Consider the following 14,786-nt stretch of genomic DNA (forward strand, 5'->3'; position numbering starts at 1 on the left):
TTTTGCACAAAATTAAAAATAAAATAGCAATGGCTATCAAGATAACTGATGAATGTATAAATTGTGGTGCTTGTGAACCGGAATGTCCCAACACCGCCATCTATGAAGGAGCTGTAGACTGGAAAGCGTCAGAAGGTACAGAACTGAGAGGAATGGTAGTTTTATCATCAGGCCTTACTGTAGATGCAAATGCAGCTCAGGAACCTGTTGCGGACGATTATTACTTCATTGTAACCGACAAATGTACCGAATGTAAAGGCTTTCACGAGGAACCGCAGTGTGCGGCTGTTTGCCCTGTGGACTGTTGCGTACCGGATGAAGACCATGTAGAAACTGAAGAGCAACTTCTAGCTAAAAAGGCCTTCCTTCACAACGAATAATCTAAATCACTTAATCAAAATAAACTAATGAAAAAACATAATTTTAGCGCAGGTCCAAGTATTTTACCACAGGAAGTTTTCCAAAAGGCTTCGGAAGCCATCCTTGATTTCAACGGAATTGGTTTGTCTCTTTTGGAGATCTCCCATAGAAGTAAAGATTTCGTTGCGGTAATGGATGAAGCTCGTGCTATTGTAAAAAGACTGATGAATCTTGGCGACGATTATGAAGTGCTGTATCTGCAAGGCGGAGCAAGTCTTCAGTTTTTGATGGTTCCTTACAATCTTTTGTCTGTGGACGGAAAAGCAGCTTATACCAACACGGGAACTTGGGCGTCAGGCGCAATAAAGGAAGCTAAAATGATTGGTAATGTAGATGTTGTTGCTTCTTCTAAAGAGTCTAATTATAATTATATTCCAAAAGATTTTACTGTTGGTTCAGAATACGATTATTTCCACTGTACTTCCAACAACACGATTTTTGGAACCCAGATGAAGTCTTTCCCAAAAGTAGACACACTTTTGGTTTGCGATATGTCTTCTGATATTTTCAGCAGACAGTTGGATTTTTCTCAGTTCGATCTGATCTATGCAGGTGCTCAGAAAAATATGGGTCCGGCTGGGGCAACTTTGGTCGTGGTTAAAAAATCAATTCTTGGAAAAACAAGAAGACAGATTCCAACTTATCTGGATTACGCAGTTCATATCGATAAAGAATCAATGTCTAATACACCTCCGGTATTTGCGGTTTATGCCTCTTATTTGACATTGAAGCATCTGGAAGAAAACGGTGGAATTGCGGCAGCTGAAGCTAAGAATAATGCCAAGGCCAAATTGCTTTACGACGAAATCGACAACAATCCGAATTTCCAAGGTGTGGCAGCTGTTGAAGACCGTTCTTTTATGAATGTGACTTTCACTCTGACAGATGAATCTAAGCAGGAAGCTTTTGATACAGCATGGAAAGCTGCTGGAATCAGTGGACTGAACGGTCACAGAAGTGTGGGCGGCTACAGAGCAAGTATTTACAATGCGATGCCAATCGAAAGCGTGCAGGTTTTAGTAGATGTGATGAAGAGTATATAATTACTTTTCTCCTTATAAATCAGAAACGTCCTTGTTAATTCAGGACGTTTTTTTGTTAATATAATGTTAATCAGGAGAAAAAGTCGTATCTTAGCCAACCTTGATTTTTAACTCAAACAAATCAAGAAAACCCAGTAACTAAAGGATTTTTGAATTAAACAATGATTGTATTAGCTAATGATGGAATCTCCGAAAAGGGAGTTCAGCTTCTGAAAGAGGCAGATATTACGGTTTTGGAAGCCAGAGTATCTCCTGAACATCTGAGCAAATTCATCAATGATAACAATGTTGATGCTCTTTTGGTGAGAAGTGCCACGCAGGTCAGAAAAGATCTGATAGATGAATGTCCGAATCTTAAAATCATCGGTCGTGGCGGAATCGGGATGGATAACATTGATGTAGAATATGCGATTGATAAAGGTATTTATATCATCAATACCCCAAAAGCTTCTTGCAAATCTGTTGCAGAATTGGTTTTTGCTCATTTTTTTTCATTGGCAAGATTTCTCCACGAGAGCAACAGATTGATGCCTTTGGAAGGGGAAACCAATTTCAATGCGCTTAAAAAGTCATTCAACAATGCGACTGAACTTTCCGGAAAAACCCTTGGCGTCATCGGAATGGGAAATATTGGAATCGAAGTGATCAAAATGGGTATTTCTCTCGGAATGAAAATCTTAGCTTACAACAGAACACCGAAAACTGAGAAAATTCAGCTTACCTTTTTTGATGGTCAATCCTTGGATTTCGAAATTAAATCTGTAAATTTAGATGAAGTTTTAAGAAATGCCGATTTTATAAGCCTCAATACAGGCTTCACAGGCGAATATCTGATTGATTCCAAAGAATTAGGACTGATGAAGGAAGGTGTTTTCATTGCCAATACAGCAAGAGGTGGTGTCATCAATGAGGTGGCTTTATTAGACGCTATAAAAAGCGGAAAGGTCTATGGTGCCGCTTTGGATGTCTTTGAAAAAGAACCTGTCCCGGAAGTATTGATATTAATGAACCCTGCCCTATCTCTTTCTCCTCATGTCGGCGGAAACACGATCGATGCTCAAAACAGAATCGGGGAAGAGTTAGCACAACAAATTATTAAAATAAAAGCTCAACTATAATATATGCCAGTATTTAAACCATTTAGAGGAATCAGACCAAACCCTGACCTTGTCGATGTTTTTCCTACTTATTCTTTGGATAATTTTACTCAGGAAGAGATCAACAAGAAGGCACAACAGGACGATTCTTACATTCAAATGATAAAACCTGCTGTTGTTAGCAAGTCAAAAGATGTAGATAGAAACCTTCGAAAGATCAGATCTAATTTTGAAGAGATGTTAGAGGATAAAAAATTAATGCAGGATGATTCTGCATATTATCTCTACGAACAAACAATGCCAGATAAAACCACCTTCAGAGGACTTATGGGGTTGGTAAGTGTAGATGATTTCTGGGAAGGGAAAATCAAGAAGCATGAATCTACAATCACCGAAAGAAGAATGAAAATGGCACATTACCTTGAAAAAGTAGGCGTTCAGGCTGAGCCTGTTCTTCTGACCTACCATTCTAACTCGAAAGTAGAATTATTGATGACCCATGAACAAAAGAATGTTCCAATCATCAATTACAAAGATGAAAAGGGCGTAAAGCATAAGATCTGGAGAATTGACAACAGGCTGAAACTTCAGCAATTCAAGGAAGTTCTTGACCCTATTGATTCGTTCTACATTGCAGATGGCCATCATCGTATAGGTTCTGTTGCGGAATATGCAAAAAAACAAAGAGATAAAAGTAAAAGATCACACGGCACGGAGCACTATAACTTTGTTTACAGCTTTATAGTTTCTAACCAATCGATCAAGATCAATGACTACAATCGTCTTCTTAAGGATTTAAATGGCCTATCAGAAGAAGATTTTCTAGAAAAGCTAAAAGAGGATTTCCAAATTCACGAAAAAGGGGAAGCTCCTTATTTCCCTTCACAGAAGTTCCACATCAGCATGTATCTAAATGGTAAGTTTTATAGCCTGCACGTGAAGCACAATATCCGTGAGGAAAACAGAAATGGAAATGATTTGGACCATCATTTAGTCGACAAATATATTTTCGAAAAGATCTTCGGAATAGAGAATGCGAAACATACCGATAAAATCACCTATCAAAAGGGAACATCTGATATAAATGGGATCAGCGACCTGAAAGAAAGAGTGGACAACGGAGAATATAAGGTAGGATTCGGAATCTATCCCATCAGTTTTACGGATCTATTGAAAGTTTCTGATAAAGAGATCAAAATGCCTCCAAAATGTACCCTGATCGAACCGAAACTCATCACAGCTTTGATAATGTATGATATGAAGTAACCTTTGAGGAAATAGAATAAAAAGTGGCAGTTATTGCCATTTTTTTATTACCCTATATCTGTTAATTTAACTTTTGAAATTGAAATCCAACATCTTAAACAAAATATTTTTAATATAAAACTCAAATTCCAAATATAATTAACAATTGTTAATTATATTATATATCTTTACTAGACAAAACACAAAAGGTATATCAAATTAATAATCAATTATGTACCCCAAGGAATATATCAATTGTGATCAGGAACCCATTCATATCTGTGGAGAAGTCCAGGAATACGGTTTTCTAATTGGCACTCAAAATTCTAAAATAGTTTCTTACAGCCAGAATGTTTTGGAGCTGTTTTCTTTAGGTTCTGATTCTGTCATTGGAACAGACATTCATGCATTTTTCAAAAATTATGATATCGATGTCAATTGGGAAAATTATTCTTCCAATGAAAATCTTGCAATACAGCATATTGGATTTAAAAACGAAGAATATACCTTAAGTATCCATACCAATAATGAGATCACTTTTTTTGAGATAGAGAAAGTCCTTCCGAATCATAAGATCAATAAGGAATATGCGGCAGTTCAAAATATTCTGAGAATGTCCAATGACAATAATGTCTGGGCTGTTTTGCTAAAAGAAATTCAGGAGATCATAGATTTTGATCGTGTGATGATCTACCAGTTTCTGTATGACGGTAGTGGCGAAGTGATAGAAGAATTGGTAAAGCCTGACCTTGATAGTTATCTACATCTGCACTATCCGGAATCTGATATTCCTGCGCAGGCAAGGGAACTATATCTTAAAAATCCAGTAAGGATTACTTCGCATGTTTCTGGGAAAACATTCCCGATCGTTGGTATCATTCCCAAGGAAAATATTGATCTGACATACAGCGTTACCAGGTCTTCTTCTCCCGTTCACAGAGAGTATCTCAAAAATGCAGGCGTAGAAGCAAGTTTCAGTACTTCTATCATTGTGAATGGTAAATTATGGGGATTGGTAGCTTGTCAAAATGCAAAACCAAAACATTTGGACATACAAAGCAGATTGTTGGTGGAGACGCTTACCCGGACATCTGCCAATACATTTTCGGCGAACAGGTCTCTACAAACTTTGGAAGAATATCAGAGAATCAATCTCAATAATATCTCGCTTCGGCAAAATCTCCTCAGTGAAGAGAGTTTTAAAAAAGGTCTAGAGAATAATATTCAGGATATAAGAGAAACTTGCGATGCTGATGGAATGATTATTAAAATCAATAATGAGATAATAACGGCAGGAAGTGTACCGAATAATTCTGATATAGAAAAGATCATCAAATGGAGCATAGATAACAATCAGGATTTTGAGGAAAATATATTTATTTCCGATACTTTCTGTAAAAAGATCGATACGGAATTAGAAAATCCGGAAACCAGTTGTGGGATCATCATCAGTGTTTTGGGAAATAATACTTCCGATATGCTGATCTGGCTGAGAAAAGAGCAAGGCCAAAAAATCAAATGGGCAGGAAAACCAGAAAAAAGAACTGTTTCAGAAATAAAAGATGGTATAGAGATCATCAAATTTTCCCCAAGAAAATCCTTTGAGGTCTGGAAAGAATATGTGAAAGGGACTTCCCTACCTTGGAAGATCAAGGAGATAGAATCGGCAAAATGGATCACATCTGTCATTCTAAAAGCATCTCACACCAAATCATCACAGATTCAAGACCTTAATAGTAAGTTAAAGGAACTGAATCAAGAATTGGATACCTTTTCTTATACGATCTCGCATGACCTCAATACACCGCTAACTGTCATCAAACTAAATGCACAGATGCTTCAGAGAACGTCTCAAGTTAATGATAATTCTAAGAAATTCATTGATGCGATCATTAATCAGGTTGATTCTATGAGTGATATGATCAAAAATGTACTTGAGCTAAGCAAGATCAAAAAATCTGAAATAGAACTCAAACGGGTTGAAGTGGATTCATTGATCAATAAATTAGCTGAGGAGTCAAAAATAAGTTTCAACTCCCCTCATACAGAAATCATCATAGAGGACACTCCGGAAGTTTTGGGGAATCAAACAATGGTTTATCAGGTTTTTGTGAACATCATCGGCAATGCTGTGAAATATTCTTCAAAATCAGAAAAACCTCAAGTCAAGATCGTGGGAGAGGTCTATGAAGATGATGTAACTTATAGGATATCCGACAACGGGATAGGAATTAAAAAAGAAGATTCTAATAAAATGTTCAAGATCTTCAGTAGAATGAGTAATGCAAAAGATTTCCACGGAAATGGTGTAGGACTAAGCATTGTTCATCATCTGATGGATAAGATGGGTGGAAAAATAAGCTATGAGAGCGAAAGTGGAAAAGGAACAACATTTATATTAAAATTTCAAAAACCCAATTATGATTTCAGTATTTCTTAAGGAACAGACAAAACAACAACACGACGATACAGAAGCGAAATTACAATCTCAAAAGATCTTCGATAAGTCATATACTTTAGATGATTATAAGAAATTACTGATTCATAATTATAAGCTGATCAGCAGATATGAACCTCAGATCCAGGAACAATTGAAAGGTTATCCTGAATTGAAATTGGACCTAAGAAGCAAGGTGGATGCTCTTAAAGTTGATTTAAATAATTTGAACATTGAGACACAGTCAGAAGCTCCTACTCAAAATCTTGAAAACGAAGCAGAGGCTTTTGGTGCTTTATACGTTATGGAAGGTTCAACTTTGGGTGGAAATGTCATCGCAAAGCAACTGAAAAGAAACCCGGAATTCGAAAATATAGAGTTCAATTATTTTGGAGTTTATGGAGAAAATACGGGACCGTTCTGGCAGGAATTCAAATCTATTATTGATGAGAAAATTACCGAAGAACAATATGACGATTGTGTGACCGGAGCTAAAAAGGCTTATCAGCTATTAGTATAATAGATACCAATATTTTTAACAAGAAAAAGGAGCGAAATTAATTTCGCTCCTTTTTCTTGTTATTATGTGTATAGGTTAACCTCCGATTTTAACTAGTTCCACATCGAAAACCAACCATGCATTTGGTGGGATGACACCTCCTGCTCCTCTTTCTCCATAACCCAGAGTTGGCGGGATCAACAATGTTGCAGTTTCACCCTCTTTAAGAAGCATGATTCCTTCGTCCCAACCTTTGATAACTTGTCCAACACCAATTGGAATATCGATAGGCTGCCCTCTTTTGAAAGAATTGTCAAACTCTTCTCCATTTACCAATTTCCCGGCATAATGCACAGCAACAGTTTGTCCTGCCGTTGGAGCAGCTCCAGTCGTTGTTTTTGTGATTTTATAGAATAATCCGGAAGGAGTAGATTGCATTCCTGCCTTTAGGTTATCAACCAATTTTTGTTGATTGGCTTTGAACTCCTCTTCTTTTCTCTTCTTCTCTTCTTCGGCTTTAGTTAAATATGCCTTATTTTTTTCTTCGATTTTTTCTTTTCCTTCAGCGAAAACTTTTGATGCATCATAATGCTTGTATTTGTCTCCTTTACCAAAAACGGCAACTTTGGTAAGAACGATATCCGTTTTAGGCTTGTCTTGAGCACCTTTTTCTACATTCGCAATAGAATCGATAACGGCTTCACCACGTACAACTTTACCAAAAATAGTATGTCTTCCGTCCAACCAAGGCGTTGCAACTTCTGTAATAAAGAATTGTGAACCGTTGGTATTAGGTCCGGAATTAGCCATAGATAAAATTCCCTTTCCTGTGTGTTGAAGATCGTTTTTCTCATCAGCGAATTTATAGCCCGGATCTCCCATTCCTGTTCCTTGAGGATCACCACCTTGAATCATGAAATCTTTGATCACTCTGTGGAAAATTGTACCATCATAGAAAGGTTCTCCTTTTTTCTTGGATTTGTTTTCGATCTTACCTTCAGCAAGGCCTACAAAATTAGCAACGGTAACCGGCGATTTCTCATCTTCGAATTTCACCAGAATATCCCCTTTGCTCGTTACCAAATTCCCATAAAGTCCGTCTGGCAGACTTTTATAAACTTCTTTGTCTATTTCCAATGTTTTACAATTTATTAATGTTAATAATGTTATAGAAAGTGCTATAATTTTCTTCATTGCTTATAATATCGTTGTTTTTTATAATACTTTTACTTTAATGATCAAAGGTGTATCATTGGTTATTTTTTTGTTATCACCATATGTCCCGTAAGCTAAAACAGATGGGATCAATAGTTCCGCTTCTTGCCCTTTTTCCAGATATCTTATGACATCTTCTACGGCGTCCATTTCGTTGAAGCGTCCAAAGGTGACATTTGTATTTCCTATAGGTGTTTCGTAAACTTTGGTTCTGTCAAAATCATAGATATAATATTCATAGGAGACTTTTTCCCCATCATTCTTGCGATGTTTGTTTTCGAGATTTGGGATGTTGACCCAATAATTCATTCCCATTGGATAATATTTCACACTTTGAGAATTGATCCAATCTTGTATCTGCAATCGTTCTAGATCATTAAGTTCTTTGGTTCTGTTTTTGGAGATCTCCAAATCGCTTTCCGTCATAGTTCGTTCTTCGGATTGATGGATATTTGGCTGCTTTGCGCAAGCTGTCAACAATATCAGAGATGCTATATAAATTACTTTTTTCATTGATCGGATCAAGTGTTCTCTAGCAATAAAACAAAAAACTCCAGAGGACAGGTGCAAAAATAAGAATTTTAATAGACTTAATTATCATTAAAACAAAAACCGGAAAATAATTTCCGGTCTTTGTTCTTCAATTTACTTTTATTTAACTCTAAAGACTATAGACATTTTCTTCAACCAAAACTCTCCATCCAAAAGGGTCTTCTGCATTATTGGTCTGGATGTCTACCAGATCTTTTTTCAGCATGGCGGCAAAACTTTCTTCGTCAGAAAGTTCCGGTAATAAAAGATGCTCGCCTTGGTAGCCCAATGCTTGAAAAATGCTTGTAACAACCGCTGTCCCAACACCCCAAACTTCTTTCAGGGTTCCGTTCCTTTGAGCTTCGATAACATCAGAAACTTTCACATCACCTATGACCAATTCGATACCTCTTTTCTTGGCAAGTTGGATAAAACTATCTCTTGTAACACCATCCAAGATCTTATCAGAAGTCTTTGGGGTATAAATGGTATCATTGATCCTTACAAAAACGTTCATCGTACCACTTTCCTCAAAATACTCATGTGAACAATCATCCGTCCAGATAATTTGCTCGTAGCCTTCTTCTATGGCCAATTGTGTCGGGTAGAAAGATGCAGCATAGTTTCCTGCAGCTTTAGCAGCACCCACGCCTCCACTTGCCGCTCTGGAATAATGGTCGGCAATCTTTACAGAAACGGGTGCGGTGTAATAACTTTTAGCGGGTGTTGCAACGATGGCGAACATATATTTTTCTGAGATCCTAGCTTTAAGCGCTTCTTCTGTCGCAAATAAAAGCGGCCTTAGATATAAAGACATTCCTTCTCCGTGTGGGATCCAGTCTCTATCTATATCTACCAAAGCTTTCAGGCCTTCCAGGAATATGTCTTCGGAAATCTCAGGAATTGCCAATCTTTTTGCGGATTTGTTAATGCGTTGAAAGTTCTTTTCTGGACGAAAAAGGAATACATGACCATCTTTATCTTTATAAGCTTTCATTCCCTCGAAACATGCTTGCCCGTAATTAACCCCCATCATTGCAGGGGTAAAACCGATCGGACCGTAAGGTACTAATTGAACGTCCCCCCATTTTCCATTCTCATATTCACAAATTATCATATGGTCGATAAAAGTGTTTCCAAATGAAAAATTATCAGGATCGAATGTTGAGATTCTTGGGTTGGTAGATTTTTGAATTATCATTTTTTAATTTTTTGTTGAGGTATTACAAATATATAATAATTTTTTAATAATAAAAATTTAGTTTAATTTTGTAAAAAAATACTTTGAAAAGAGAATTGATCAGCACTAGTGATGGAAGTAATACATTATTAATCAATGATTTAAATGAAACCTATCATTCTAAACATGGTGCTTTACAAGAGGCAATACATGTATTTGTCAAAAATGGACTTAATTTAATAAATTATTGTGAAATTAATATTTTAGAGTTAGGTTTTGGAACAGGTCTTAACGTTTTGGTAACATTTGATGAATATTTGCGAAATGACAAAAATCATGTGATCAATTATTTTGGCGTAGAAAAATATCCGATTTTTTTTGAAGAAGCATCAGAATTGTCTTATTCTGAATTATTTCCGAACCAAATCCTTAAAGATCTGTCTTTAAAAATCCACAAAACGGAATGGGAAAAATTAGTTGAACTAGATGTTAATTTTAATCTCAAAAAAATAAAAGACGACTTCTTCAATATAAAAAATATGGATCTACCTCCTATCGATTTGGTTTATTTTGATTGTTTTGGAGCAAGAGTTCAGCCTGACCTTTGGGAAAAGGAAATATTTGAGATCGTTGCATCCAAAATGAAGACAGGAGGATTATTGACAACTTATTCTTCCAAAGGAACTATGAGACGAGCCTTAATAGAATTAGGTTTCGAAGTCGAGAAAAGACAAGGCCCACCTGGAAAAAGAGAAATGCTGATTGCTTGGAAAAAATAATAAAAAGCAGAACTCAATCGAGTTCTGCTTTTATTGATCAATTAATATTTTATTTTTTAATAATTTTAAATGTTCTAATTGAATCATCAAGATTATAAACCCTAATTATATAAATTCCAGCAGAAAGATCTGACAAATTAATTTTAGAATTATTAGAATTGGTCATTAATACTCTTCCATCCACACTTATTACTTCCAGCTTTTTATAGTCCTTAGAATGATTGATGTAATCTTTAGTTGGATTTGGATAAACCTGAAACTTCTTATTTTGGATATCATCAACAGACAAAGAATTGCTTTCTAAAATCACATTGTCCAATTGACCTGTGTCTGGACCGGATTCGAATTCTCCTCTTATTTTAAGACTTGCAATGTTGGATAACACTTCTTGAATGTCATTATTGGTAGCAAGATCTCCTTCAAACGTGTTGATTTTCCAAGCAACAGAATTATCTAATTTCACAACATACTGCGTCCAAGTTGCAAGAGGATTTGGAGATAAATCTATAACTAAGGTTTTATTATTTCCTTCGATAATTACATCATAGTAGTCGAATGGACTTGAAAAATTATTCTGAGTCAGCTGAAATTTCAAATTCCTCCCAAAAGACGCCAGTTGATTCCCTTTGAATTTACTTGGAGCTTCCCAATACCAAACGCCGCCAGCAACTGTGTCATCTGCAGAAATATAACCACCAGGATTTCCATTTGTAGAATGCCAATCCGGAGCACTACTTGTGGCATCTCCAACAACTAGCCAGCCTTCGTCATCTGTATCAAAAGTACTGGTGATATCCTGCGAAAAAATTAGTGTAAAACCAATAAGACCTAAAAAAGAAAATAATTTTGTTTTCATTTTACCAATGTTTGAATTATTAATAGATGTAAAATTCAAACAAATTGAAAATCAAAACAATACGACATTGTGCGTATAGGAAATCAAATAGGAACCGTAATGATTGCGGTCAATCCATTATTATTCTGAAAAGAAACGTTTCCATTTAGGTTTTTTATTCTGTTTTTAATGTTCATGATTCCGTTTCCGAATTGGTTTTCTTTTTTCAGGCCAGTTCCGTTGTCAGAAATTATAACTTCTAAAGTCTTCTTGTCAATTATATTCACAGAGATTTTAATTGTTTTTGCGGAAGAATGTTTCAGGGAATTATTGAGAATTTCCTTGATGCAGAAGAAAAGATTTTTACGGATTTGCCCATCCAATTCTTTTGATAGATCCAAAGTTTTCGATTTTGTACAAATTAATTTGATATCAGTTTCTTCCGTGAGATTGTTGGCGTAAGAAAAAACATACTCACAGAAGTTTCTCAAATCGTTATTCTCATTACTCAAAGACCAAATAAATGTATTGAGTTTTTGTGAAATTTCCTTTCCGACTTCGTAGATTTTAGAAGATAATTTCTGCTGTTGTTCACTCGAAATTTTGTTATTTGAAAGCAATTCGGAATGGATAAGAATACTCCCCAAACCACTTCCTATATCGTCGTGCAAATCCTTGCTGATATCGGTTTTCTGTTGAAGAAGTTTTTGTTGGATTTTATTTTTCCTTCTAAAAATAATAATGGTCAAAGCCATGATCACAATTGCAAGACCAGCAACCAAAAGCTGAAGTACAGAGATCTTTCTCTTTCTTTTGAGTTTCTCGATTTCAAGATTCAGAAGCTTATTTTCGTTTTTTATGTATTGATTACTGATGACCTGAATGTAAACATTATTTTTGGACTTTTCTTCGTTGACAAGTACAATGATTTTTGATTGAACTTTTCGAATATCTTCTGATGAGTTCATCTTTTCGAATGCCTGCAAAGCATATTCATAGAAAGTTCGTCTGAAAAAAAGGTTTATATTTTGTTGCTCGATAAGCGTTTCTCCCTGATTGAAATAATTTTTGCAAACTTTGGGATTATTAACTTCATTTTTCAGAAGTAAACCGTAGCTAAGCAAAGCAACATCAAAGTTCCTAAAACGTCTCGCCGATTCAATACTTTTCAGGAAAAATTGGTTGGATTGGATCAGATCCCCTTTCAACTGATAGATTTCACCAAAAGTTTGTTCACAGTTTGCGATAGCTCTTTTGCTGTTCTTTTTCAGAGCAATATCGTAAGCTTTTTGATTGTAATACAAAGCCGAATCCGCTTCTCCAATTGTCCGTTTGAGCTGAGAAATATTATTAAGAATATGTTCATTTCCAATGGTTTCAAAAAATGTTTTTTTAGGATTTTCAGGATAAAAATTCAATGATAATCTGAATGATTTTTCAGCATCGTTATTTTTTCCTAACTCATAAAGATTGAGTCCTTCGAAAAAATAAGCATCAGAAATCAACAAACTATCTTTAAGAAACCTTGCTTTTTTCACCGCTTTCTTTGCTTCCTGATTTCCAAATTGGGATAATCCAACATAATAAAAAATTTCAGACTGCAGGCTTAGAATATGAAAAGACAAAGCATCATTGCTATTTTCCGGATGATGATCTTTGGTGATATCAAGCCATTTCTGCGAAAGATTGATGCTGTCAATTTCTAAATAATATTTTGAGGCTTTGAACGATTCTTTCGCCTTACATCCGTTCGTTTTACAATTATCGAAACCTTTTGTTATCTGCCCATTATGACCAGCAAAAAGAAATAAAAGTATAATGAGTAAAAAAGATTTCATCGTTTATCGTTTAAGGTAGATGTTCACGGCTTCTACTCTGGTATTGACGTGTAATTTTGTGTAGATATTCTGGATATGTTTCCGAACCGTTCCTTGGCTAATTTCCAGAATAGACGCCACTTCTTTATTCATCAAACCTTTTGAAAGTAAGTCAAGGATCTCCTGCTCTCTCGCAGTCAATCCTTCAGAAATCAGTTTTTTATTTTCGAAGTTACAAAAGCTGGCTACTACTTTTCTGGCAATGCTTCCGCTCATCGGACTTCCACCTTCAAATAGTTCGTCCAAAGCACTGATGATTTTTGCAGGACCTTCTGTTTTCAAGATATATCCTGTTGCACCTTCCTGAAGACTGGCGAAAATCTTATCCTCATCTTCATAAGATGTACACATCAAAATAAGAACTTGCGGAAGTTTTGATTTGATCTTTCTAACACAGGTAATTCCACTTTCTCCGGGTAAATTGATATCCATCAAAATGGCATCAGGAGAGAGAACCGGAATGTTTTCCAAAGCTTCCTCCGAGTTTTTGAAACTTCCGGAAAGCTCGTAATCCTGTGTGTACTGGATCATCAATCCCATTGCATCTCGCAAATCGGGATCATCTTCTACAATACAAATTTTCTTTTTTGTCATTACTCCTATAAAACAACGAATTTAAAGTTATTAATTAATTATTGAAATACGCAAAAAGGCGTATAAATTATCAAATAGCCTTGTCATTAACACAAAAAATCATAACTTTAAAACCCGAAATCAATAACTGATGATAGACAAAATCAACATTCGTGTGTATGCGCTTTGTATAAAAGACAATAAAGTACTCGCACTTCATGAAGAATATGCCGGAGACCATCTTTTAAAATTGCCGGGAGGTGGGTTGGAATTTGGAGAAAGCACTTTAGAATGCCTTAAAAGAGAGTTTCAAGAAGAACTAAATCTTGAGATCGAGATCAAGGAACATTTTTATACTCAAGATGATTTTTTGGTTTCCAGATTCCGAGACAATGAGCAACTTATAACAGTTTATTATTTGGCTGAAATCTTAAATGAAGAAGACCTTCTTATTCTAGACCCTTGTATCGAAAAGACAGAATGGATTCCGCTGGAAGGAGCAAATCCTTTCCCGTTGCCAATTGACAAACGCGTTTTTGACATAGCAAAACAAAAATTCCTGAATTAAGATCCAGGAATTTTTTATTTAATCTATATAATTATTGAACTTCTACAAAATTGATATCGCCTTCGGATTTTCTATCAATAATCAGAATCATTGCAGTTTGAGTGGTGTAAGATTGATTTTCACCTGCGATCCTTTTATATTTGATTTCAAGAACATTACTGTTTTTTCTTATCGAAACAGGTTTCAGTTCTATACTTTGGGTTGAAGGGTCTTCGATTTGAGCGACCACAAATTCTTTAGAGAAATCAATTGGCGTCGGTTTACCATTCTCTCTCATAGTTGTTGCCATTCCGAAAACTTTATCAAATTCCTGTTGTGTTTCAAACTTTGGACTATCAATTACAGCATCGATATTATTTTTAACAAAGTAATTCTTAGCTTCTTTGTAAGGAACTTTTTCATTGAGCGTTGAGTCGCCGGACTTAACTGACGAATTGCAATTAATTAAAATCAATAATAAAACGATGTATGAAATCAATTTTCTCAT

Annotated in this window: 15 protein-coding genes; 8 read left to right on the plus strand and 7 right to left on the minus strand. The window is 35.6% G+C overall.

The window, feature by feature from the left end:
* The first annotated feature begins 29 nt into the window (after positions 1-29).
* The 6 genes from BLT30_RS12750 (at position 30) to BLT30_RS12775 (ending at position 6,762) form a co-directional block, all read left to right on the plus strand.
* Complete coding sequence (locus BLT30_RS12750) at positions 30-380, plus strand: 4Fe-4S binding protein (RefSeq protein WP_027382188.1); 351 nt, start codon at positions 30-32, stop codon at positions 378-380.
* A 27-nt stretch (positions 381-407) separates the two neighbouring features.
* Positions 408-1,463: a 3-phosphoserine/phosphohydroxythreonine transaminase gene (gene serC, locus BLT30_RS12755; RefSeq protein WP_089873929.1), complete on the plus strand. Its 1,056-nt coding sequence runs from the start codon at positions 408-410 to the stop codon at positions 1,461-1,463.
* A 161-nt stretch (positions 1,464-1,624) separates the two neighbouring features.
* Positions 1,625-2,581 (plus strand): D-2-hydroxyacid dehydrogenase, encoded by a 957-nt coding sequence (locus BLT30_RS12760; protein WP_089873930.1) that lies wholly within the window; start codon positions 1,625-1,627, stop codon positions 2,579-2,581.
* Between the two features lie 3 nt (positions 2,582-2,584).
* Positions 2,585-3,826, plus strand: a complete 1,242-nt coding sequence (locus BLT30_RS12765) for a DUF1015 domain-containing protein (RefSeq protein ID WP_089873931.1) — start codon at positions 2,585-2,587, stop codon at positions 3,824-3,826.
* Positions 3,827-4,037: 211 nt separating this feature from the next.
* Positions 4,038-6,245, plus strand: coding sequence for an ATP-binding protein (locus tag BLT30_RS12770; protein WP_089873932.1), 2,208 nt, complete (start codon positions 4,038-4,040; stop codon positions 6,243-6,245).
* Entirely contained in the window at positions 6,226-6,762 is a 537-nt protein-coding gene (locus BLT30_RS12775; protein ID WP_089873933.1) for a biliverdin-producing heme oxygenase, read from the plus strand. Before BLT30_RS12770 ends, BLT30_RS12775 begins: the two co-directional genes overlap by 20 nt.
* Before the next feature lie 75 nt (positions 6,763-6,837).
* Here the strand turns inward: BLT30_RS12775 and BLT30_RS12780 are convergent, their stop codons facing one another.
* From BLT30_RS12780 to BLT30_RS12790, 3 genes are all read right to left on the minus strand, one after another.
* Complete coding sequence (locus BLT30_RS12780; protein WP_089873934.1) at positions 6,838-7,935, minus strand: peptidylprolyl isomerase; 1,098 nt, start codon at positions 7,933-7,935, stop codon at positions 6,838-6,840.
* A gap of 21 nt (positions 7,936-7,956) precedes the next feature.
* Positions 7,957-8,469, minus strand: a complete 513-nt coding sequence (locus BLT30_RS12785) for an FKBP-type peptidyl-prolyl cis-trans isomerase (protein ID WP_089873935.1) — start codon at positions 8,467-8,469, stop codon at positions 7,957-7,959.
* 148 nt (positions 8,470-8,617) lie between these two features.
* Positions 8,618-9,688, minus strand: a complete 1,071-nt coding sequence (locus BLT30_RS12790; RefSeq protein ID WP_089873936.1) for a branched-chain amino acid aminotransferase — start codon at positions 9,686-9,688, stop codon at positions 8,618-8,620.
* 83 nt (positions 9,689-9,771) lie between these two features.
* Between BLT30_RS12790 and mnmD the strand changes: the two genes are divergently transcribed.
* Positions 9,772-10,446 carry a tRNA (5-methylaminomethyl-2-thiouridine)(34)-methyltransferase MnmC2 gene (gene mnmD / locus BLT30_RS12795; RefSeq protein WP_089873937.1) on the plus strand — a complete coding sequence of 225 codons (675 nt, stop codon included), beginning with the start codon at positions 9,772-9,774 and terminating at the stop codon, positions 10,444-10,446.
* Positions 10,447-10,495: 49 nt separating this feature from the next.
* On the opposite strand, the gene BLT30_RS12800 is transcribed toward mnmD, so the two are convergent.
* The 3 genes from BLT30_RS12800 to BLT30_RS12810 form a co-directional block, all read right to left on the minus strand.
* Positions 10,496-11,302, minus strand: a complete 807-nt coding sequence (locus BLT30_RS12800; protein ID WP_089873938.1) for a laminin B domain-containing protein — start codon at positions 11,300-11,302, stop codon at positions 10,496-10,498.
* 83 nt (positions 11,303-11,385) lie between these two features.
* On the minus strand, positions 11,386-13,119 hold the full coding sequence (locus tag BLT30_RS12805; RefSeq protein WP_089873939.1) for a tetratricopeptide repeat-containing sensor histidine kinase: 1,734 nt from the start codon (positions 13,117-13,119) through the stop codon (positions 11,386-11,388).
* A gap of 3 nt (positions 13,120-13,122) precedes the next feature.
* Complete coding sequence (locus tag BLT30_RS12810) at positions 13,123-13,752, minus strand: response regulator (RefSeq protein WP_089873940.1); 630 nt, start codon at positions 13,750-13,752, stop codon at positions 13,123-13,125.
* Positions 13,753-13,882: 130 nt separating this feature from the next.
* Here BLT30_RS12810 and BLT30_RS12815 point away from each other — a divergent pair, with 130 nt between their 5' ends.
* On the plus strand, positions 13,883-14,299 hold the full coding sequence (locus tag BLT30_RS12815) for an NUDIX domain-containing protein (protein ID WP_089873941.1): 417 nt from the start codon (positions 13,883-13,885) through the stop codon (positions 14,297-14,299).
* A gap of 31 nt (positions 14,300-14,330) precedes the next feature.
* Here the strand turns inward: BLT30_RS12815 and BLT30_RS12820 are convergent, their stop codons facing one another.
* Positions 14,331-14,786: a hypothetical protein gene (locus BLT30_RS12820; RefSeq protein ID WP_089873942.1), complete on the minus strand. Its 456-nt coding sequence runs from the start codon at positions 14,784-14,786 to the stop codon at positions 14,331-14,333.

Origin of the sequence: Epilithonimonas hungarica, from assembly GCF_900102265.1 — a bacterium.
Classification (GTDB): Bacteria; Bacteroidota; Bacteroidia; order Flavobacteriales; family Weeksellaceae; genus Epilithonimonas; species Epilithonimonas hungarica.

Bases quoted from the DNA above. Each gene is read 5' to 3' on its own strand.
- BLT30_RS12815 (WP_089873941.1), top strand. From the start codon at position 13,883: ATGATAGACAAAATCAACATTCGTGTGTATGCGCTTTGTATAAAAGAC.
- BLT30_RS12810 (WP_089873940.1), bottom strand. From the start codon at position 13,752: ATGACAAAAAAGAAAATTTGTATTGTAGAAGATGATCCCGATTTGCGA.
- BLT30_RS12805 (WP_089873939.1), bottom strand. From the start codon at position 13,119: ATGAAATCTTTTTTACTCATTATACTTTTATTTCTTTTTGCTGGTCAT.
- BLT30_RS12780 (WP_089873934.1), bottom strand. From the start codon at position 7,935: ATGAAGAAAATTATAGCACTTTCTATAACATTATTAACATTAATAAAT.
- BLT30_RS12775 (WP_089873933.1), top strand. From the start codon at position 6,226: ATGATTTCAGTATTTCTTAAGGAACAGACAAAACAACAACACGACGAT.
- BLT30_RS12765 (WP_089873931.1), top strand. From the start codon at position 2,585: ATGCCAGTATTTAAACCATTTAGAGGAATCAGACCAAACCCTGACCTT.
- BLT30_RS12785 (WP_089873935.1), bottom strand. From the start codon at position 8,469: ATGAAAAAAGTAATTTATATAGCATCTCTGATATTGTTGACAGCTTGC.
- BLT30_RS12760 (WP_089873930.1), top strand. From the start codon at position 1,625: ATGATTGTATTAGCTAATGATGGAATCTCCGAAAAGGGAGTTCAGCTT.
- BLT30_RS12790 (WP_089873936.1), bottom strand. From the start codon at position 9,688: ATGATAATTCAAAAATCTACCAACCCAAGAATCTCAACATTCGATCCT.
- serC (WP_089873929.1), top strand. From the start codon at position 408: ATGAAAAAACATAATTTTAGCGCAGGTCCAAGTATTTTACCACAGGAA.
- BLT30_RS12820 (WP_089873942.1), bottom strand. From the start codon at position 14,786: ATGAGAAAATTGATTTCATACATCGTTTTATTATTGATTTTAATTAAT.
- BLT30_RS12800 (WP_089873938.1), bottom strand. From the start codon at position 11,302: ATGAAAACAAAATTATTTTCTTTTTTAGGTCTTATTGGTTTTACACTA.
- BLT30_RS12770 (WP_089873932.1), top strand. From the start codon at position 4,038: ATGTACCCCAAGGAATATATCAATTGTGATCAGGAACCCATTCATATC.
- BLT30_RS12750 (WP_027382188.1), top strand. From the start codon at position 30: ATGGCTATCAAGATAACTGATGAATGTATAAATTGTGGTGCTTGTGAA.